Source organism: Bacillus sp. FJAT-26390 (genome assembly GCF_001682865.1).
GTDB lineage: Bacteria > Bacillota > Bacilli > Paenibacillales > Paenibacillaceae > Pristimantibacillus.
In genome coordinates this window covers 157,117-177,813 of record NZ_MAQX01000032.1, presented here as the reverse complement: position 1 = coordinate 177,813, position 20,697 = coordinate 157,117, and the positions used below count along the sequence as shown (strand labels likewise).

Here is a 20,697-nt window from a genome sequence, read left to right as displayed (position 1 = left end):
GCCTGATTGAGAGGGAGGAACATACGATGCTGACTGCTAGAAAACGAATAGCCGCGCTAATGATGACAATGATATGCGTGGGCATGCTGGCTGCATGCGAGTCTACTAAAACTTCCGAATCACCTCCATCGACAAATACGCCGGCAACCGAAGCAACCGATAAGCCGCTAGAAACGGAAACGAGCGAACCTACAGAGACGGACGACACAGCCGCAGCGTACGAGGTGCTGGCGCAGGACCTTCGTGTGCCGTGGGTGATCACGTTCGATGATGATACCGTTTATATTAGCGAGCGGGAAGGGAATGTTGTCAAAGTTGACGGCAATAAAATGACCCGTCAAGCGGTGCGCTTGAAAAAAGGCGTACATGGCCTTGGCGAGGGCGGCTTTCTTGGCTTCCTGCTGGCGCAGGATTTTGCAAAGTCCAAAATGGCATATGCCTATCATACCTATGAGGAAAAAGGCCGTATTTTGAACAGAGTCGTTCTTCTTAAGCAAAATGGCGAGCAATGGGATGAGGTGCGCGCACTTCTTGAAGGGATTCCGGGAGCAGCGAACCATGATGGCGGCCGGATGGCTTTTGGACCGGATAAGCTCCTTTATGTAACGACAGGAGATGCCCAGCAAAGGGAGTTAGCGCAGGATCGAAGCAGCCTAGCCGGTAAAATTTTGCGAATGACGCTTGATGGCAAGGTACCGGAGGATAATCCTTTTCCTGGGTCATATGTGTATTCGTATGGGCACCGCAATCCGCAAGGGCTCGTATGGAATGATAAATATGTGATGTTTAATACGGAGCATGGTCCATCGGGTGATCCCGGCGGGCATGATGAGATTAACGTGATTGATGCGGGCGGCAATTACGGCTGGCCGACCATTTATGGCGATGAAGAGCACGAAGGATTGATAACGCCTATTTACCATTCAGGAGAAACGGCAATCGCACCCTCAGGAGCGACGATGGATGAGAGCAACCGCATTTTGATTGCGACCTTGATGGGAGGCGCGCTTTACCGGTTCGACCCGGCTACAAAGGAAATGGCTGTCGTATTCGAGGGCGAAGGCAGGCTTCGTGATGTGAAAATGAAGGATGGACGCATCTACGTCATTACGAACAACACCGATGGCCGCGGCATTCCGGCAAAGACGGATGACCGTCTGCTGCTGCTTAAGCCAATTGAATAGCAAAGCGAACATGACGCAGCGCATGAAGCGCAAAACGGGGCTGTTTCGAAAGGTCTGGAAAGACCTTTAGGGACGGTTCTTTTTTTACCTAAAATGATGTCGCTTCTCCGGCAATTGCGCCGCCAAAGGAAAATAGAGCTAGAAATTAGCTCTATTTCACTCAAACAAGCTGAAATTCTAGAAATAAATCCAGAAATTAGCCTTATTTCTTCACATTCCGCTGAAAATGAGCCTCCGGGGCGCGCCAAAGGAAAATAGAGCTAGAATCTAGCTCTATTTCACCCAAGCAAGCTGAAATTCTAGAAATAAGTCTAGAAAGTAGCCTTATCTCTTCGCATTCTCCCCGCCAAACGAGCGGCTAGCCGTCGTCTAGACTTTCGGTTCCAAGTTAGTAATCATTTCGAGGAAATTTACTGATTTTGAGATAATCCGTTTTGTATGGGTTTATTTCAGTTTAGCGAAAGCATAATTAATGGCTTCAATGGTTTCATCAATGTCGGCTTCTGTATGCGCGGTTGTGAAGAACCAAGCTTCGTATTTGGATGGCGCTAGATTAATGCCTTTCTCCAGCATGAGCTTGAAAAATCTGCCGAATAGCTCGCCGTCCGTATCCTGCGCCTCATCGTAGTTGGTAACGGGATGATCGCAGAAATGGGCGGAAAATGAACCGCGAATTTGATTGATCGTGAGCGGAATGTCATGTTGCTTAGCGGCAGCGTGCAGCCCTGCTGCGAGCTTAGTCGCGAGCGCGTTCATTCTGTCGTAGACGCCTTGCTCCTGCAGCAGCTCCAAGCAGGCGATGCCCGCGGAGATGGAGGCAGGATTGCCGGCCATCGTGCCTGCTTGATAAGCAGGGCCAAGCGGAGCGACCTGCTCCATTATTTCGCGGCGTCCGCCGTAAGCGCCGATCGGAAGGCCGCCGCCGATGATTTTGCCAAGCGCCGTTAAGTCTGGCTCAATCGCTTTATGGTCCGGGAAAGCGACATACGTCTGCGCAGCGCCGTAATGGAAGCGGAATGCGCTGATGACTTCATCATAGATGACAAGTGCGCCGGCATCGCGCGTAAGCTTGCAGAGCCCTTCCAGGAAGCCCTCGTGCGGCATTACCATGCCGAAGTTGCCGACAATCGGCTCGACCATGACGGCGGCCGTCTCGTGTCCCCAGCGATCCAATGCTTCCTTAAGCGCAGGCAGATCGTTAAACGGAACGGTAATGACCTCGCTTGCAATGCTAGCAGGCACGCCAGCGCTATCGGGAATGCCTAGCGTCGATGGGCCGGAGCCTGCCGCGACAAGCACGAGGTCGGAGTGGCCGTGATAGCAGCCTGCGAACTTGATGATTTTGCTTTTCTTGGTATAGGCGCGTGCGACACGAATGGTCGTCATCACTGCCTCAGTGCCTGAGTTGACGAATCGAACTTTGTCGAGTGAAGGGATAGCTTCCTTCAGCATGCGCGCGAGCGTAATTTCGAGCTCGGTAGGCGTGCCGTACAAGGTACCGTTTTGCGCGGCACGAACGATAGCTTCCGTAATATGTGGATGAGCATGTCCGGTTATAATGGGGCCGTATGCCGCCAAATAATCGATGTAACGGTTATCGTCGACATCCCAGAAATAAGCGCCTTCGCCGCGTTTCATAAACACCGGGGCACCGCCGCCTACCGCTTTGTAGGAACGGGAGGGACTGTTGACGCCGCCGACGATATGCTGCAATGCTTCCTCGTATAGCTTTTCTGAATTGGGTCGTTGTAAGGTCATGGAAAGTAGCCTCCAAATTGAAGTAGTTGTGAATAACGGTAGTAGAAAAAGAAGCAAAATACACGCAACTCAAGCTCGCCGTTGCGTGTATCTATAGGTTACTGCTTCGAGTTGGTATTGGAGCTGCTTGCCGTACCGTCGCTTGGTGTAGCGGATTCGGTAGGCGTGGGCACCGTATCATCCTGCTCAAGCGTCATTTGTACGTAGGAGCGAAGCTCATCCTCGTCACTGATTCCAATGACGGACGCGCCGCCAACACGGTCCTCAGCGATAAGTTCCATCGGCGGGATTTGCGTCGTGCTGGCTACATGGCTTTTGACGCCAAGCTGGCCTAGCTTCAGCATGTCAGGCACGGTGATGTTCATTTTCACATAAGGCTGAACGCTATCCAGAATTTTTTTCATGCGGATAATGTTCCAAGACGATTGAAGTTCCTTTGCTACTGCTTGCAAGAATTCTCTCTGGCGTCCGGTCCGCGTGAAATCGCTCATCGCATCGTGGCGGAAGCGAACGTACTGAAGCGCTTTATCGCCATCGAGCAGCTGGTAGCCTTTTTTGAGATCGATATCGTAACGGTTGCCGTCCGCGTTGTCCGTGTAATGCATATCTTTCTCGACATCGAAGTAAATGCCGCCAATCGTATCGATCAGCTTCTTAAAGCCTTCAAAGTCGGTATATACATAGTATTGAATGTCGAGACCAAGCAGATCGCCGACTGTTTTCATCGCTAGCGGGTATTCCCCTAGAGTAAGCGCTGTATTGATCCGGCCTTTGCCATGTCCTTCGATATTGACGTAAGTATCCCGCAGCACAGAGAACAGATGCGCTTTCTTGGTAACAGGATCGAACGAAGCGACCAATATGGAGTCTGAACGAGCCGGCTGGCCCTCATCAACCCCACGAGCATCACCGCCAAGCAGCAAAATATTAACGCGTTCCTTGCCCTCCCATTCGGGGATCGGAACAGGCGTAGCTTCAACGCCGTCGACAGGCGCCTTCGTTGCCTCCGGATCACTGAAGTTATCCAGCGCATTATATATGCCTACACTCCAGTAAATGACAAATGCTGCCGCCGCGCCTAGAATTACGGAGAGGCTGATGTACAACCATTTCCACTTTCTTTTCTTATTCGTCTCTTTAGGCATTTCGTTAGACGTGCTCCCTTCAGATGCTGCTGGATCTTTTTGTCCCAAGAGGGTACATTTCAAATGTAAGCATGAACAAAGATGGCATAGCGAATGGTCCGCATCCAGGAAGAAGGCTAGCGGAGCAGGTTGCGCCGGAAATATAAGTGCGTATATTTCATCGGCAAACGGAAGCTGAACTGCCTCCGGCAGACTCAACCGTTTACGCTAGGCGTGAACTACTGTATGATTACATATCATAAAATTATAAAGCTGAACGACATGTAGAAGCAAGTTTTATCGTTTTAGGTAAGAAAAGATCGCTATTTCCTAGGAAATGTCGAAGCGAAAGGGGCTATAACAACCAGATGTTAGCAATCGATGTAAAGGATTTACGCAAGCAATTCAGTGTGCAAAAGAACCGCGAAGGCCTATCCGGCGCCCTCAAGGACTTGTTTAAACGCGAGTACAATGAGGTAACGGCGGTTAAAGATATTTCCTTTCAAATTCCGCAAGGCGAAATATGCGGCTATATAGGAGAGAATGGAGCAGGCAAGTCAACCACGATCAAAATGCTGACGGGCATTTTGGTGCCAACGTCAGGAGAACTCAAGGTAAACGGCTATGTGCCGTTCAAGGATCGCGAGAAATTCGTAAACGGCATTGGCGTCGTATTCGGCCAGCGCTCGCAATTATGGTGGGATATCGGCGTTATTGAATCCTTTCAGCTTCTGCGCAAAGTATACCGGGTTTCAGAGGCGGATTTCCGCAAAAGGCTGAACGAGCTTGTAGAGCGGCTCCAGCTTGGCGATCTGCTCAACCGTCCCGTTCGCAAGCTGAGCCTCGGACAGCGGATGCGCTGCGAGCTTGTCGCTTCGCTGCTGCACAATCCGTCGATACTTTTTCTAGATGAGCCGACCATCGGCCTCGATATCGTCGTGAAAACAGAAATCCGAGACTTCCTTCTTCAAATGAACAAGGAGCAGGGAACGACTATTTTGCTGACGACACATGATTTGCAGGATATTGAAGCGCTATGCTCACGCGTCATTATGCTTGATGACGGCCGTATCATTTATGATGGCGGGCTTGATGATTTGAAAAACCGCTGGAGCAAGGGCCGCGAAATCCAGTTCCAGTTTGCGGGGCATACGCCGCTTTCAGTCCTGCAGCACTTGACGGCTGCGCTTGACGTAACATGGACGATGGAGAGCGACGTGAGCGCGAAAATGTGGCTGCCGCATACCGTTAACGTATCCGATGCGCTGTCATGCGTTGTTGGCGGCGTTGAGATTCGCGACATCAAAATCATTGAAACCAATACGGACGATATCGTCCGCAGCATTTACTCCTCAGGCTCCGCTTCAACCACGAAGGAGACAGCCCAGTCATGATGAGCGCTTATATCGATTTTATTCGTATTCGGTTTATTATGATGCTGGCTTACCGCGTTAATTATTATAGCGGCATTATCATTTATGCCATTAACATAGGCGCTTATTACTTTCTGTGGCAGGCGATTTACGGCGATCAGGAGACGCTTGCCGGCTTTACCGTGACCCAAATGACAACATACGTTGCGGTATCATGGATGGCTCGCGCCTTTTATTTCAACAACCTTGACCGCGAGATTGCGAATGAGATTCGGGACGGCAGCGTCGCGGTTCAGCTGATCAGGCCTTATTCCTATTTGCTCGTCAAAATGATGCAAGGCTTCGGCGAGGGGTTATTCCGAATGCTGCTGTTCATGGTGCCGGGGATGATTATCGTTTGTCTCATTTTTCCGGTTACGCTGCCTACAGATCCAATGACATGGCTTATTTACTTAGTCATGCTGTTCTTTAGCTTTCTTATCAATTCGCAAATTAATATTTTGACCGGCTTGTTTGCGTTTTTCGTTGAAAATAACGAAGGCATGATGCGGATGAAGCGGGTTATGGTCGATTTGTTTTCCGGCGTGGTCGTGCCGATTGCCTTCTTCCCAGGGTGGCTCTCCGCAATCATGCAGTGGCTGCCGTTCCAGGCTATCACCTATTTGCCTAGCTCCGTATTTACAGGACGGACGCCGAGCAGCGAAGTGCTGCCTGTATTCGGCATTCAAGTGTTATGGTTTGCAGGCTTGCTGGTGCCAATCTGGCTGACGTGGCGCGCTGCTCGCAAGCGGCTGTTCGTGCAAGGGGGTTAATAGACATGAGATACGCTTCATTGTTCTGGGAGTACATTAAAAACTACGCAAAAACAAGGCTGACCTACCGTGCCGATTTCTGGGTTGAGGTGCTGTCGGATTTATTGTTCCAAGGGATGAACCTCATCTTCATATTGATTGTGTTCCAGCATACGCCGTCGCTTGGCGGCTGGTCGGAGGCCGAGGTTGTGTTCGTCTATGGATTCTTCATGATTCCTTACGGCGTGTTCAGCACCTTCTTCAGCATTTGGAATTTCAGCGAGCGCTACATTGTCAAAGGCGAGATGGACCGCGTCCTTACAAGGCCGGCTCACAGCTTATATCAGGTTCTGCTCGAAAATGTAGATCCGCCGTCCCTGATTGGCTCCTTCGTCGGGGCGATCATTATGGCTCTATGCTGGGCGCAGCTCGATCTGCCGTTCCAACTGCTCGATTTATTGATGCTTATGCTGCTCGTACTGGGCGCGGTTCTTATTTACGCGGGACTATATACGGCGCTCAGCGCTATATCCTTTTATTCTGACGCGCCGACCGGCATCGTGCCGCTTATGTACAACATTCAAAACTACGGCCGTTATCCGGTTAATATTTATAACAAAATGATTCGGTTCGTGCTGACATGGCTGCTGCCGTTTGCTTTCGTTGGCGTTATTCCAGCGTCTTATTTCCTTGAGAAAAAGGCGGATGACCTGTCACGGCTCGCGCTTATGACGCCAGTTATGGGCATTATCGTATTTTCTTTGGGGCTCTGGCTGTGGAACCACGGGGTAAAGCGTTATCGCGGAGCGGGCTCATAAACGGAGCTTTCCGATTGATTTCATACGATTCGTTAATGAGACAGCGATGGAGGATTTTAGATGACACAGCTTCAAATAGGAGATACAGCACCGGATTTTGTATTGCCGGCGTCAAATGGAGAGAATGTATCGCTTAGCGATTACCGTGGTCAAAATGTGGTCCTCTACTTTTATCCGAAGGATATGACGACAGCTTGCATCCAGGAATCCTGCGACTTTCGTGACGCTAACGCGGAGATGCTGAAGCGTAATACCGTTATTTTGGGCATCAGCCTCGATACGGTAAAATCGCATCAGCGTTTTATCGAGAAGAAGGAGCTGCCTTTCCTGCTGCTTGCGGATACGGAGCACGCGGTGTGCGAGCTTTACGGCGTGTGGCAGTTAAAGAAGCTTTACGGCAGAGAGTACATGGGACTTGTAAGATCGACGTTCCTGATAGATGCAGATGGCAAGCTGGTTCAGGAATGGCGCAAGGTAAGGGTCAAGGGCCATGCCGAGCAGGTATTTGAAGCGGTGCAGCAGCTCCAGGAAGCGGCACGCTAATAGATGGAAGCTTAAATACAGGGCGGTGCAGATGATAAAATCTGCATCGCCCTGTTTCTGTTTTTAGCTCAGTGTATCTTACAAATTTGTCACTTATATTGTCACTCTAATCGATGGCTGATAGTCGGTCATTTCTATAGGATAGGTATTAGATAAACGATTCAAAAAGGAGGCAACAACGAATGAGTGATTGGATACGAACCATAACGACTGTCGCTGCCGTCATTATTGTCGTTATTTTTACAGGGAAAGATTCCTTTAAAATATAAGGCAGACCAAACTAAAATATAAAGGAGACGGAAAATGAAAAAAATAGTATCGATTGTGCTGGTCGTTGTCGTTGTCATTGTTATCGCGGGGTTTGGCGGGAAAAAACTTATGGATAAGATTTTTCCTCAAGCAAATGGGATGATCGTATACGGTGAGAAGCAGCAGGTCAAAGATGTTTTGGATAAGCAAGCGAAGCAGTTAAAAGCAAGCGATGTATACACGATCAAAATCTCTGAAGCCGGTGTGCAAAAAGTGATGTATGTATCGCAAGCGACGATTGATGGCTTGATCCAGAAAAAGCTGCTTATGAAAGTGAAAGAAGATGGTTCGACGGAGGCTGTTGTTTCCTTGCCGCCCGTTTCCAAAGGAGAGGGCTTATTGTTCGCCAAAAAAGAGTCTGACAAGATCAATGGAAACAGTGGCACGCTTGCAGTCAAATATGAGGGAAATCTTATCATTGGAGATGGCCGGGCTTACGCAGATGAGTTTGTTGTGTTGGAGAACGCACATTGGTCCTCGCTGCAAGAGACGGAGAAAACGATGGCGGTTTTGAAATTCAACAAAAACCCTGAAAAATTAATGGGCACATTCGAGGTGGAGACGCAGCAGTTGGTCAACATAAAATAATGGTTATAGCTTGGCGTCCCGTAAGTAGATTTTTTGCTTGCTGGTCGCCTTTTTGCTGTGTTTTACGGCGTTTAGTAGAGTAAAAAAATGGGGTAAGGAAACAATAGGGAAAGCTCGCTCAGAGGCGTGCAGAAATAATCGAATGATATAATGACATTAAATGGATATTTTTGACATTGACAGTATGCTGACTCATTTATACAATATGGTCTTGCTTGTCCGATAGGGGGTTATTCAACTGATCAGGCTCAGTAACATAAAAAAATCGTACCGAGTAGGAGCTGCTTCGGTAGAAGCGGTTCGGGACGTTAGTTTGACAGTCAAAAAAGGTGAAATATTTGGGATCATCGGCCATTCCGGGGCGGGAAAAAGCACGCTTCTGCGCTGTGTCAACCTGCTCGAGAAACCAACGTCGGGTTCTGTGACCGTAGGTGACGTGGAATTGACTGGCTTATCCGAGCGGCAGCTGCAAACGCAGCGGCGTCGTATCGGAATGATTTTCCAACATTTCAACCTGCTGTCGATGTCCACGGTTAGAGATAATATTGCTTTTCCGCTTGTGCTGGCTAAGCTTTCGAAGGCCGAAGTGAACAAGCGTGTAGACGAGTTGCTTAAGCTCGTTCAGCTTGAGGGGCATGCGGATAAATTTCCTGCGCAGCTGTCTGGCGGCCAGAAACAGCGCGTCGGCATTGCAAGGGCACTGGCGAACAATCCGGATGTACTGCTTTGTGATGAAGCGACTTCGGCGCTAGACCCGCAAACGACCAATTCGATCTTGTCCTTATTGCTCGACATTAATGAGAAGCTTGGCATAACGATCTTGCTTATTACTCACGAGATGAACGTTATTCGTTCGATTTGCGATCGCGTGGCTGTCATTGATGGAGGTGAAATCGTTGAAATGGGCGATGTGCTGCATGTCTTTCTAAGGCCGGAGCATCCCGTTACTCGCGATTTTGTTGATCAAGTGGCTGACAGCGGGGCGAACGGCCAGCTGCTGCGCGGACGCTCGGGGCGTCTTCTGCGCATGACGTATATCGGCGATTTGACCTATGAGCCGATTTTGTACAATGCAGTGAAGCCTACTTCGGTGCAGTTTGCGATTTTGCAGGGTACCGTGTCACGAATGAAGCAAACGCCATATGGCCAGCTTATCGTGGAGCTGATCGGCAGCAATGAGGAAATTGAACATGTTATTGCCGTGCTGCGCAAGGATGGGCTGGAGGTGGAGGCGATATGATGAGCTTCGAAAACGTTCGGTGGCCGGAAATATGGGATGCGTCCAAAGATACGCTTTATATGTTGACAGCATCGCTCGTATTTACGATTATTTTGGGACTAATCATCGGCATCATCCTATTTCTAACCTCTCGCAGGCAGCTGCTGCAGCAGCCTCTTGTATATGGCGTATTATCCTTTATCGTCAATGTGCTACGGTCCGTACCGTTCGTCATTCTCATGATTTTGATTATGCCGCTTACCAAGCTGATTACAGGGACGACGCTTGGCGTTGAGGGCTCGATTCCACCGCTCGTCGTAGCAGCAACGCCGTTCTTTGCGAGGCTGGTGGAAACGTCGCTGCGCGAGGTGGATCGTGGAGTCATCGAGGCTGCCCAGGCGATGGGCGCGTCAAAATGGGATATCGTGCGCCGCGTGCTGCTCCGTGAATCCAGCCCCAGCTTGCTGGCTGCGGTGACGATAACGGCGGTTACGCTCGTCTCCTACACGGCGATGTCGGGCGTTATCGGGGGCGGCGGACTTGGCGATCTCGCGCTGCGTTACGGCTATCAGCGGTTCCAAACCGATGTTATGCTCGTTACCGTTGCCCTGCTGATCGTGCTCGTTCAAGTGCTGCAAACGATCGGCGATGCGCTGGTGCGTCGTTATAGCAGAAAATAGGGTAAGTATTTTTTGAAAAATAGTCAGCTTAGACTGATCTAACAACATGGAGGAATGAAGATGAAAAAGACAAGTTATATGATTATTACCCTGATGCTAATGTTCGCATTAACAGCATGCGGGCAAGACAAAAACGCCGAGGGCAATACAAGCGGCACTAATGGAGCGGAGACAGGTAAACCGTCCGAGGTTACATTGAAGGTTGGAGCATCCCCTGTACCGCATGCGGAGCTGCTTGAGTTTGTAAAACCGATGCTGAAAGAGCAAGGCATAAACCTTGAAGTTATGGAATTTAACGACTATGTTCAACCGAACACACAGCTTTTTGAGAAAAATATCGATGCTAACTTCTTTCAGCACACGCCTTATCTAGAGCAATTCAACAAGGACAAAGGTTATGACCTTGTTAACGTTGCCGGCGTTCACATCGAGCCTTTTGGCGCTTACTCGAAAAAAATCAAAAAAATCGAAGAATTAAAGGATGGCGCGAAGGTTGTCATTCCTAACGATCCATCGAATGGCGGACGTGCGCTTGCGCTTATGGCAGAGCACGGGCTGTTGAAGCTTAAAGATGGCGTAGGCGTTAACGGTACGGTGTCCGACATTACTGAAAATCCGAAAAAGCTTGCGATCACGGAAGTGGAAGCAGCGACGCTGCCGCGCGTGCTTGGCGAGGTAGATCTTGCGCTAATCAACACGAACTATGCGCTTGAAGCCGATCTTGTTCCAACAAAGGATGCGCTGTTTATCGAAGGAAATGATTCACCGTACGTGAACATCCTGGTTGCGCGTCCGGACAACAAAGATTCCGATGCGATCCAAAAGCTGGCAGCAGCGCTTCGTTCGCCAGAAGTAAAGAAATTCATCGAGGAAAAATATAAAGGCGCGATTGTAGCAGCATTTTAAGCGCCATTAGCACGAGGAGCGCCCCTGCCAAGCTGGCAGGGGCGCTTTTTTGCTAAATGCGAGGATTAGAGGATTAGGCAGGGATTCAAAAGTGCAAACGAGCAGCAAGCAACCCCAACCCCAACACACAAAACCATCAATTAGCCAACAAACGTCAGTGAAACAGCGATCATCCATCCAACGGCTACCTGCCAGTAACACATCCACCCATCACGAATCCATCAATTCCAACGCCAAACCGCAGCTTACTTAACCATCTGTCAGCTTAACTTGCTACCGAATTAGCTCTGGCTGAGCGATTAACGGGAAAAGCTCCCGCTAATTCTGGAAATTTCAGGCTCAAATCAAGTTTAGATGGATTTTCTCCCGTTAATTTTCTGTTTTTTAGCCAATTGGGGTGAAGATTATCCATTTAGCGGGAGATTTTCCGGTTAAGTGGTTTTATTCGCTGCTGCAACGGACAATTAGATGGAGCTTTTCCTGTTAACTCGGTTAAACGGTTATGGTTTGAGGGAATTTGCTCCTGTGAGGAGTCGGATGCGGCTATGGACATGCGAGAATGTGCAAATGTGTGAATTTAAGACGAATTACCGTTGATGTATTTTTCAGTCCAGAAAAATAGTGTTTTTCAGTCTCCCCGAGCCGGCAGGCCGTTTAATTCCATCGCAACTTTTACCTTAGAATGCGCGTTATTAAGAGATGTAAAATCCATTTAATTGAAGAAGAGGAGATGTTTGATGATGAAAAGGGGGATAACCGCCTTTATTCTGGCATTATTGCTCATCCTTCCGACTACAGCGGGTGCTGCGGCGCAGGCTAAATATCAGTTCAGCTGGGATGACGGCCGTACGGGGAGCATTTCGGGGACAGCTCTTGTGAAAAACGGGGTCACATTCGTTCCGATGACTGGCTTAATCAATCAGTCGCGGCTGGAGCTGAGCTGGGACTCTACCGGCAAACGGGCACAATTCAATGGCTGGAGGAAATCTTTTGCCGTACGGATTGGCAATCTTACTGGCATGGTGGATGGAAAAATGATTAAGCTGGATGGTGCTCCATTCCTTTATAATAAAGAGCTTTATCTGCCAGCCCGTTTTGTCGTAAATGCCCTTAACGGCAAAAACATAACTTGGGACGCCGGCAGCAAGACATTCAAAGCCGACCATCTGCAAACATTCAAAAAATACGAATTTGTCATTGAAGGATTAAAATATGCGATAGAGGGCAAAAGCGGCGATATCTATGTGACAGACAGCAAGGGTACGCAGCGTTTGCTTACAAAGCTTGGAGCACCTATTTGGGAGTATTTGAACATTGGCTTCCAAAAAACGCAGGGCGGCTTGCTGGTGGTAAACTTAGCGGACAACTACGGAGAACCTCATCTGAACAATCAACAATTTACGCTTATAATAAAAGAGGGGAAAGTCATTCAGCAATCCAGCGTCCATTATTGGAATCGGCTTGAGCTGAATGCAACTAAGTTTAACGAACGGCTCATTTTGATCGATGGGAAAACGCTGCGGCTGATCGAGGACGGCACCGGGAAGGTCGTTGAAACGATCGACTTAGTGAAGCTGGGCGGAGAAGATGACAATTACTTTGTGGAGTATTTTGATAACGACGTATTCCTCCTTCGTGCCAACAAGAGCGGGATCTTGAAGCTAGTGGACAGGGATACAGGGAGAATCAGCGTTCTATACAAGGAGCTGCTTGATGCGAAGCACCAGGAATATGTGGAAACAAACGATATGCCCTATGTGGGAGATTTCTTGAAAATCATCAAAAGAGACGGTGATACGCTCGTTTTCAAAAATGAGTTTCCGTATGATAAGGATAATAATACTTACCGTTTTGCCATTTCTGAATAAGGATCCAAACTCCCCCACCGTCTAAGACACGCGGGTTTTGGAATCCATAAATTTTATCAATGAACCAAAGGGGATTGTTATGGACTATCACAAGCTAAGCAAGGAGCTATCCTACGTGCTGCGCCATGCGCCATGGAGTGCCGGCTTGGAGCTGGATGAAGAGGGCTGGGTGCGGACAGATCATTTAATAGAGTCGCTGCGAGAGCGCAAGGAATGGGTACAGCTTCAGGAAGGTGATTTGCAGGCGATGATTGATGCCATTCCGAAGAAAAGGCATGAGCTTGCCGCAGGCAAAATAAGAGCCATATACGGTCACTCGGTGCCTGACCAAATTGCGAGGGAGCCAAAAAAGCCGCCTTCCGTTCTTTATCATGGAACTTCGCCGGGCTTGCTCACGCTCATCATGGAGCAAGGCTTAAAGCCGATGGCAAGGCAAAATGTCCATCTCTCTATCGAGGCGGCTACGGCATGGAATGTGGGCAGACGCAAGGACAAAAAGCCGGTGCTGCTTCGCATTGACTCAGAGCGGGCTTGGCGAGATGGCGTTGCTTTTTATGAGGGAGATGAGGTTGTGTGGTTGGCTGACTTTATCCCTGCAGCTTATGTTTTGATCGAAGAAGAAAAGTAGCGCCGGTTGGGACCGGGAATAGATGGAACAGATAAAGCTAATGACGGCTGGAAGCAGCTGTTGTTGGCTTTTTTGTATAAGAAAGCTATTGGCTTAGTCATTTACTAGAGAGGCTGCTCATATAATCTATCAGAATGAACGAGAGTTCCTATTCATAGGTAGAGAAGGGTGGCAGATGGAATGCGGCGTGTGTTGCAGGCGACGATTTGTGTAATGGTCGTATGGTTTGGCTTGTTTGAGCTTGGAGGTTTTTTGGCGTACAAAGGCGAGGTTGCGAGAGAACAGGATATTGTACAAGCAAGCGCGGCTGGTTCATCCGCTGTTTTTTATGAGGCAAAGCCGCTGCTTGCTAAGCAGACATCCTATGAAAATAAAGTCATTCAAGAGAGAGGCAAAGCTGACCCTGCTGCAGCAGCGCCTAATCCTGATAGCAAAGGCAAAGGGGCAGCTCCAATAGATCCCAATCAAAAGATTTTGTATCTGACGTTTGATGACGGCCCGAGTAAAAACACGGTGCAAGTTCTTGATATTTTGAAAAAGGAAGGGATTACGGCGACGTTTTTTGTGCTGGGCGAGCATGTGCTTCAGCAGCCGAAAATCGCGAAGCGAATCATCGAAGAAGGCCATTCAATAGGCAATCATTCGTTTAATCATAAATACGAGAAGCTGTACGGAAGCTTTGCTGAGTTTGCCGATCAGGTCATGAAAACGGACGAAGCCATCTACCGCACGACCGGCGTAAGAACGACGCTGTTCCGGGCGCCGGGCGGGACGTACACCAATTTTGACCAGAGCTACTTTGACGCGATGGCCGCAGCTGGCTATCAGGTGCATGACTGGAATGTGGACAGCGGAGATTCAAAAAGGGTAGGCGTGCCTGCCTCGGAGATTTTATCCGCGATTAAAAGCTCAAAGCTGGCTAACACGCTGAATGTGCTGCTCCATGACAGCGCGGGGCATGCAGAGTCGGTAAAGGCGCTGCCCGAGATTATAAAATATTACAAGAGCAAAGGTTACTCTTTTGCGAAAATAACGGATCAAATCGAGCCCATTCAATTCAGGGTGGCCAAGCAATTGAAATGGAGCAGGGCTCTGGCGACGCAGCCGGAGAAAGCGAAGCTGGTTCAGTTTTCGGAGAAGCTGGGTCAAAGCAGCAAGCTTGCGCAAGCAGAAAAAAATGCGCCGAGCCTTATTTTGCACCGCGGTCAAGAAAGCTTGACGCTTGGTGCGAAGGACTACATTCTGCGAGACGGCTCCATTGAAGTATCCCTGCTTAAGCTCACGAAATGGATTTACGGCAGCGTTGAATTCGATATGGACCACGGCGCAATTGAAGGCTACATAGATGGCAATCGGGTATTGGCGCTGCCGAGCCCGGCTAACCAATCAACTGCCCGACAAGCGGACGAAATTGTTGTCCCGGTGCGATCGACGCTGCAAAAATTCGGAATGGAGATTACAAAATATATTTATAACGATCGGCAGCGTGAAATTTGGATGACAGAACAAACATAGCACCTCTAGCAGGTCTAAAGAGAGAGAAAGCTGGGGAAACTGAAAAATAGATAGATTTATTTTTCAGGAGGCGATTTATACGATGATTTCTCCACAGTTCTCAGATGAAGCGAAAGAGGATCGTTATAGCCATTGGCCCGAAGCGCCGCAGGTGCTGCTGCATCGATTGCTAGTGAAGGTAGAGAGCGTTCTGCTAGGCAAGCAGCAGGTCATTCGAAATACGTTAACCGCGCTGCTGGCAGGCGGTCATGTACTGTTAGAGGACGTACCAGGAGTTGGCAAGACATTGCTTGCGCAGGCATTTGCAAGAGCGGTAGGCGGCGATTTTAAAAGAATTCAGTTTACGTCCGACATGCTGCCGGCTGACATCGTTGGCGGTGTCGTGCTGGATGCGAGGACAAGCGAGCTTGTCTATCGCCCTGGCCCGATTATGGGCAATGTGGTGCTTGCCGATGAGATTAACCGGACGTCGCCGCGCACGCAGTCCGCGCTGCTCGAGGCGATGGAGGAAAGACGTGTTACGGTCGAAGGGAAAACGCGCAAACTGCCTGTTCCTTTCATGCTGATCGCAACCCAAAACCCGCTTAGCTTCGAGGGAACCAATACGCTGCCGGAGGCGCAGCTGGATCGGTTTATGATGCGCTTGACGATTGGTTATCCTGGCTCCGCTGAAGAGAAACGGATGCTGGAGCAGTATGCAGACGGCAATCGGATCGAGCCGGAGCGGCTCCGCCCTGTTATTGCAACGGAGGAATGGCTGCAAATGCAGGCGGAGGCGCGTCAGACGCATATGCATCCGGCATTGCTTGAATATATGGTACAGGTGGCAGACGCAACGCGCCGCGCGCCAGAGGTTGTGCTGGGGCTGAGCCCACGCGCGCTTCGTGACTGGCTGCGGGCATCGCAGGCTAATGCCTATATGGAAGGACGCGGCTACGCGGTTCCTGATGATTTGCTGGCGACGGCTGATGCCGTGCTGCCGCATCGATTGTCGCTTCGTTTTAATGCCCATGCCAATGGCAGCGATGCTGCTGCTGTCATCAGCCGCACGATTCGCGATTGTCCGATGCCAGCTGCCGCAGGAAGCGGGAAACGAAGATGAATGCGAATTTTCAGGATGGAAGACTAACGGAAGGGTTGCAGGATACAGAGGTGACCGAGGGCTTATATTCACAGTCACAAGAGCATATCAACGCTGAGCAGGCCGGCGGCGGGCAGAAGGCAGCATCGGAACAAGTGAAAAAGGCTGAGCGAGCAAGTCTGGAGCATGAGGAGCTTGCGGGCACGTACCGGACTAGATGGATCGCATGGGCGATCATCGGAGCGGGCTGGGCAGGAAGCCTAGCAGCCGTTGTGCTGCGGGGCGGCGCGGTGGAATGGTTTATGGCATCCGTGCTGAGCATGATTATCGTCATTAGCGGAATCGCGCCAATGATGGGCGCTGCCGGACTCCGTGCCACTCGGGTAATGCCGCGTGAAGAAATGCGGGATGGCGGACAGCTGACGATTCATTTGACGATCAGGCGGTCCTATCTCGTTCCCTTCGTCTGGTTAGCGGTACGAGAGCAAACGATCAATGAAAGCTCGGCTTCAAATCGTGAAATCAGCGTTCGCTCGGTGTTTACCCCTGTGCTGCGCAAGGAAACGACTTTCTTGTACACGCTGCACAATTTGCGGCGCGGGAGGCATCCTTTCGAGCATGTAACGGTTACGGTTGGCGATTGGCTGGGATTAACGGCTATCCATAGAAGAATTGAAGCGAAAGCAGAGTTTGTGATTTTGCCGGGTTTGCCTATTGAACAAAACACGTATAAACCGGAACGCGCCGGCGGTGCTGCAGTTCAGGCAGTGCCCTCATTGCTTGCAGGCAGAGCGGTGGACTCTCGCGGAGAAGCAGGGCGAGAGGAAATCGAAGCGGCTGTAAGAGCAGCAGGGATCGGTCCGGATAGCCGACCATACCGCGAAGGAGATTCCTTGCGTCATTTGGACTGGCGCAGCGCCGCCAAAGGGCGCGGCCTTCAGACTAAAATCCACCCGCTGGAGCAGCCTGTCAAAACGATTATCGCTGTCGACACGCTTGCCTCTGCATATGACCGTGATGATCGCCTGTTTGATGCTTGCGTGGGATGGGCGGCGCTTGCCGTTTCAAAAGCAGCCTCGTTTGGCAGTGCCATTTCATTGCTACTTGGACAAGGTCAGGCGGCAATACATACCTCACCAGATGGGAATACCCAGGATGGCTTGTCTGGCATCCTGCATGCGATGGCTTTGCTGCGTGCGGACGGAAGAGGCTCACTCGCTGGAAGTCTTGCAAGCGGGGCCAATTCGCTTAATCGCGGAGGCACGATACTCGTGTTCACCGCCGACTGGAGAGGCGGTCGGAGCTGGGGCGAGCTTGCCGGATATGCTGCGGAGCAAGGCTGCAGGCTGGAGTTGTTTGTCGTTACGCGTGCCAGCGTGCCTACCTTCGCAATGCGTGAGCAGCAGAGGTGGCTGGAAAGCGGCGGCGTCAAGGTGACGTGGCTGCATGTTCCCGCGAGCATGGACGCACTTCCTTATGCCGAGGAAGGAGGGGCTGCTCATGAGCTTGCATAAAAGCTTCGTTGCGGGACGTTCGGATAAAGGATTGCAGGATGGCGGCAAGCTGACGCGCCGCGAGGCGGAAGAAGAGTCGTTTGGTTATCGGTTGATCACGAGCCTGCTCCTGTTCGGCTTGCTTGCGGAATGGCTGCTGCCATGGATGAATGCCGGACTATGGTCGAATATTTATAACCCGGGACCGCTTCTTCTAATCATCGGCTTCGTAATGCTGGCGGGTTTGTTTCGCCTGCCGTTTGCCGCTACGCTTCCGATGAATGTGATATTGTGCGTGCTAAGTCTTATGTGGCTGTATAAGGGTGCCGATCAGAGCGGACTGCAATGGCTGCTTAGCTTTCCGGCGATGATGAAGGAGCATGTCATGCTCCTTATGGAAAGCGGATTATGGGCGATGTCGGGAGAGCTTCGGACGCTGCTGCTCTTTATTGGCTGGGCTATGCTGGCTCCGGCTTTACAGGCGCTTTTGTGGATGCGCCAGACGGCGCTTGGCATTGCGTGCATTACGTTAGTTTATTTGATTTTGCTGCATATATGGCTTGGCATTGATGTAATGGGCGGATTGATGCGGACCGTAACAGAAGGGCTGCTGCTTGGTGCGGTAGTTTCCGTTCCGCGTGTTCAACGTATCATTGATTCAGGTGTTGGGAAGCTAAAAGCGCTTGATATGCGCTGGCTGACGGGCTCGGCCTTTGTCGTGCTGACGATACTTGGCTGCGGCTTGCTGTTCGCCAGCGGCCGCGAAGCTGCGATGCCGCCCGTGAACTGGACGACCACCTTCAACGATCGAATCGAGCAAGCTGTACATTCGCTCAGTCAGCAAAACGGCTCGATCACTACGATGGGGCAGACCGGCTTCGACCAGCTCGGCGGCGCATTTACGGGTTATGGATTTGACGATAGCGAGCTGGGAGCGCCTGTGCGGAAGGACGACAGCGTTATATTTGTGGGAAGCTCGGCCGTCAAAGCTTATTGGCGGGGAGAATCAAAGATTTTATATGACGGACGCGGCTGGCAAAATACTGAAAGCAGCTCCGTGCTAATGCCTATACGAGGCACGGACGTTGCGGCTTCGACCCAGGCGGCGATGGAAGCGGGAAGCAAGCAGCTTGGCCCGGTTATCCAGCAGTCGGTCGTGTGGACTAAGCCGACAGCGGGGATGCCGATCTTTTCGTCCGGCTTGTTCGGCCGCGTGACGGAGCTTGTTGCTGCCGATCCGCGCCGCAAGCTGGGAAGCTATGTATACAATGCCGAGAAAAGCGCCTTATATCCGCAGTCGGATACGGCAAAGGTGGAGCGTTACACGGTGGAGAGCGTGCTGTCGATTACAGACGGGGAGCAACTGCGTGCATTAAGTCGTACGGACAGCGAAATGGCTTTAAGTGAAGGAGATAAGCATACGGGTGCTGCTAGCCTAACGGAAGCGGAGCTTGAGCCTTATTTGCAGCTTCCCTCGTCGCTTCCAAGCCGAGTAACGGCATTGGCTGCGGAAGTAGCGGGCGGCGGTGTTACGAGCCGTTACGATCAGGTAAAGGCGATTGAGGATTTTTTGAAAGCGAGCTACACCTATACGCTTGAGAGCAGTACAACGCCGCCTGCGGGCAGCGATTTCGTTGATCACTTTCTGTTTGAGCAGCGCGAAGGCTACTGCGTCCATTTCTCGACGGCAATGGTCGTGCTGCTTCGCTCGCAGGGCATTCCTGCTAGGTGGGTGAAGGGCTTTACTTCAGGAACCCCCGTCAGCGGAAACGGAGAGACATTGAGGAAGTTAGATGGGGATGAACAGAGCTCGGGCAGCGCTGCGTCAAGCGCGGGAGGATCTAGTCATGAGAGCGAAAGCATGGATGGCTCCAAGCTGGTGAATTACGAGGTTAAAGGCTCTGATGCGCATGCATGGGTCGAAGTGTATTTCCCAGGCGCAGGCTGGGTGCCTTTTGACCCGACGCCGGGGTTCAGCGGCGTCATTAATGTCGCGTCAGCCGGTTCTGCGGGCGGCGCGCTCGCTGCTCCCGCAATGGGAGCAGCGATGGCGAGCGGCGCCGGCAGCGAGCCCCTAGGGCTTAGCGAGGCGAGCTTTGCCGGCCTCGCTGCTTGGGCTGAGGCGGCGGCGGAGCAAGCCGCCTCTGCGGTGGCGCGAGGGGCAGACGCCCTCGCGCAGGCGGCGCGGGGCGCCGCCAAGGGCGCAGCGGCGGCATCGCCCGCCGCTGTAGCTGCCGCAGGCGCGGCCGCGCTAGCGCTCGCGGCCGCGGCCATTGCTGCGGCGCAGCACCAGCGGCTTCGCGTTTCGCTGGCGCTGCGCCGTTACAGCGCGGCTCACGCCGGCATCGCGAAGCTCGCCGGCGCAGCCGCGCCTGATCCGTCACAAGTGTATGTGACGGATATAGCGCCATCGCGCCGCCGCAAGGGTGCGCGCGGACGCGGTGAAAGTGCCGCGCAGCGAGTCACGGACGAGCGGCTGCGCGAGAGCTTTATCGGCGTCGCCAATGCGCTGGCGCCGCTGCTTCATCGCCGCTTCGGCGAGCACGCGCGGGGCCAGACCGCGCGTGAATACGCGATCGCCGCACAACCGGCGCTCGCGGCAGAGCAGCAGGACGCGCTCCGCCAGCTTACGAGCTGGATCGAGGAAGCGCAGTTCGCTGCCCCCGGCCCGTGGCCGGGAGCGCCGATGCCTGCTGCTCTGCGAACCGTATTGCGCGTGCTGGACAAGCAGCCCGCTCAACGAACGAAGCGTTCTTCCGCAGAGCAGAAGAAAGAGCGGAAGAAGTCAGCCATCGATGTCAAAGCGCATAAATAACTAT

General features: G+C 51.5%; 17 protein-coding genes. 15 read left to right on the top strand and 2 right to left on the bottom strand.

Translation table 11 applies throughout. The features are described 5' to 3' along the window. Positions 1-26 precede the first annotated feature (26 nt). Entirely contained in the window at positions 27-1,184 is a 1,158-nt protein-coding gene (locus tag A7975_RS21700; protein WP_255314430.1) for a PQQ-dependent sugar dehydrogenase, read from the top strand. A 444-nt stretch (positions 1,185-1,628) separates the two neighbouring features. Here A7975_RS21700 and A7975_RS21695 read toward each other — a convergent pair whose 3' ends face one another. Both A7975_RS21695 and A7975_RS21690 read right to left on the bottom strand, forming a co-directional pair. Continuing rightward, positions 1,629-2,942 carry a glutamate-1-semialdehyde 2,1-aminomutase gene (locus A7975_RS21695; RefSeq protein ID WP_065386519.1) on the bottom strand — a complete coding sequence of 438 codons (1,314 nt, stop codon included), beginning with the start codon at positions 2,940-2,942 and terminating at the stop codon, positions 1,629-1,631. Positions 2,943-3,040: 98 nt separating this feature from the next. Next, positions 3,041-4,087, bottom strand: coding sequence for an LCP family protein (locus A7975_RS21690; protein WP_053372722.1), 1,047 nt, complete (start codon positions 4,085-4,087; stop codon positions 3,041-3,043). A 347-nt stretch (positions 4,088-4,434) separates the two neighbouring features. Between A7975_RS21690 and A7975_RS21685 the strand changes: the two genes are divergently transcribed. The 14 genes from A7975_RS21685 to A7975_RS21620 all read left to right on the top strand — a co-directional run bounded on the left by A7975_RS21685 (position 4,435) and on the right by A7975_RS21620 (position 20,693). Continuing rightward, on the top strand, positions 4,435-5,460 hold the full coding sequence (locus A7975_RS21685; RefSeq protein ID WP_065386518.1) for an ABC transporter ATP-binding protein: 1,026 nt from the start codon (positions 4,435-4,437) through the stop codon (positions 5,458-5,460). After that, the gene (locus tag A7975_RS21680) at positions 5,457-6,251 is read left to right on the top strand and encodes an ABC transporter permease (protein ID WP_053372720.1); all 795 of its coding nucleotides are present in this window, start codon (positions 5,457-5,459) and stop codon (positions 6,249-6,251) included. Before A7975_RS21685 ends, A7975_RS21680 begins: the two co-directional genes overlap by 4 nt. A gap of 5 nt (positions 6,252-6,256) precedes the next feature. Beyond that, on the top strand, positions 6,257-7,048 hold the full coding sequence (locus tag A7975_RS21675; protein WP_053372719.1) for an ABC transporter permease: 792 nt from the start codon (positions 6,257-6,259) through the stop codon (positions 7,046-7,048). A 60-nt stretch (positions 7,049-7,108) separates the two neighbouring features. After that, a complete protein-coding gene (gene bcp, locus A7975_RS21670; RefSeq protein ID WP_065386517.1) occupies positions 7,109-7,591 on the top strand; it encodes a thioredoxin-dependent thiol peroxidase in 483 nt (160 codons plus the stop codon). Positions 7,592-7,894: 303 nt separating this feature from the next. Next, the gene (locus tag A7975_RS21665) at positions 7,895-8,488 is read left to right on the top strand and encodes a lipoprotein BA_5634 family protein (protein ID WP_065386516.1); all 594 of its coding nucleotides are present in this window, start codon (positions 7,895-7,897) and stop codon (positions 8,486-8,488) included. A gap of 238 nt (positions 8,489-8,726) precedes the next feature. Further along, positions 8,727-9,728 carry a methionine ABC transporter ATP-binding protein gene (locus A7975_RS21660; RefSeq protein WP_065386515.1) on the top strand — a complete coding sequence of 334 codons (1,002 nt, stop codon included), beginning with the start codon at positions 8,727-8,729 and terminating at the stop codon, positions 9,726-9,728. Continuing rightward, positions 9,725-10,387 (top strand): methionine ABC transporter permease, encoded by a 663-nt coding sequence (locus A7975_RS21655; RefSeq protein ID WP_197286038.1) that lies wholly within the window; start codon positions 9,725-9,727, stop codon positions 10,385-10,387. The genes A7975_RS21660 and A7975_RS21655 overlap by 4 nt, the downstream gene beginning before the upstream one ends. A gap of 60 nt (positions 10,388-10,447) precedes the next feature. Then, a complete protein-coding gene (locus A7975_RS21650; RefSeq protein WP_065386514.1) occupies positions 10,448-11,293 on the top strand; it encodes a MetQ/NlpA family ABC transporter substrate-binding protein in 846 nt (281 codons plus the stop codon). A 737-nt stretch (positions 11,294-12,030) separates the two neighbouring features. Then, positions 12,031-13,161, top strand: a complete 1,131-nt coding sequence (locus A7975_RS21645) for a copper amine oxidase N-terminal domain-containing protein (RefSeq protein ID WP_065386513.1) — start codon at positions 12,031-12,033, stop codon at positions 13,159-13,161. A gap of 79 nt (positions 13,162-13,240) precedes the next feature. Then, positions 13,241-13,789 (top strand): RNA 2'-phosphotransferase, encoded by a 549-nt coding sequence (locus A7975_RS21640; RefSeq protein ID WP_065386512.1) that lies wholly within the window; start codon positions 13,241-13,243, stop codon positions 13,787-13,789. A gap of 180 nt (positions 13,790-13,969) precedes the next feature. Further along, positions 13,970-15,304, top strand: coding sequence for a polysaccharide deacetylase family protein (locus A7975_RS21635; RefSeq protein ID WP_082198370.1), 1,335 nt, complete (start codon positions 13,970-13,972; stop codon positions 15,302-15,304). A gap of 82 nt (positions 15,305-15,386) precedes the next feature. Beyond that, complete coding sequence (locus A7975_RS21630) at positions 15,387-16,406, top strand: AAA family ATPase (RefSeq protein WP_053372710.1); 1,020 nt, start codon at positions 15,387-15,389, stop codon at positions 16,404-16,406. Further along, entirely contained in the window at positions 16,403-17,899 is a 1,497-nt protein-coding gene (locus A7975_RS21625; protein WP_065386511.1) for a DUF58 domain-containing protein, read from the top strand. The genes A7975_RS21630 and A7975_RS21625 overlap by 4 nt, the downstream gene beginning before the upstream one ends. After that, positions 17,886-20,693, top strand: coding sequence for a transglutaminase-like domain-containing protein (locus A7975_RS21620; RefSeq protein ID WP_065386510.1), 2,808 nt, complete (start codon positions 17,886-17,888; stop codon positions 20,691-20,693). The genes A7975_RS21625 and A7975_RS21620 overlap by 14 nt, the downstream gene beginning before the upstream one ends. Positions 20,694-20,697: the final 4 nt, after the last annotated feature.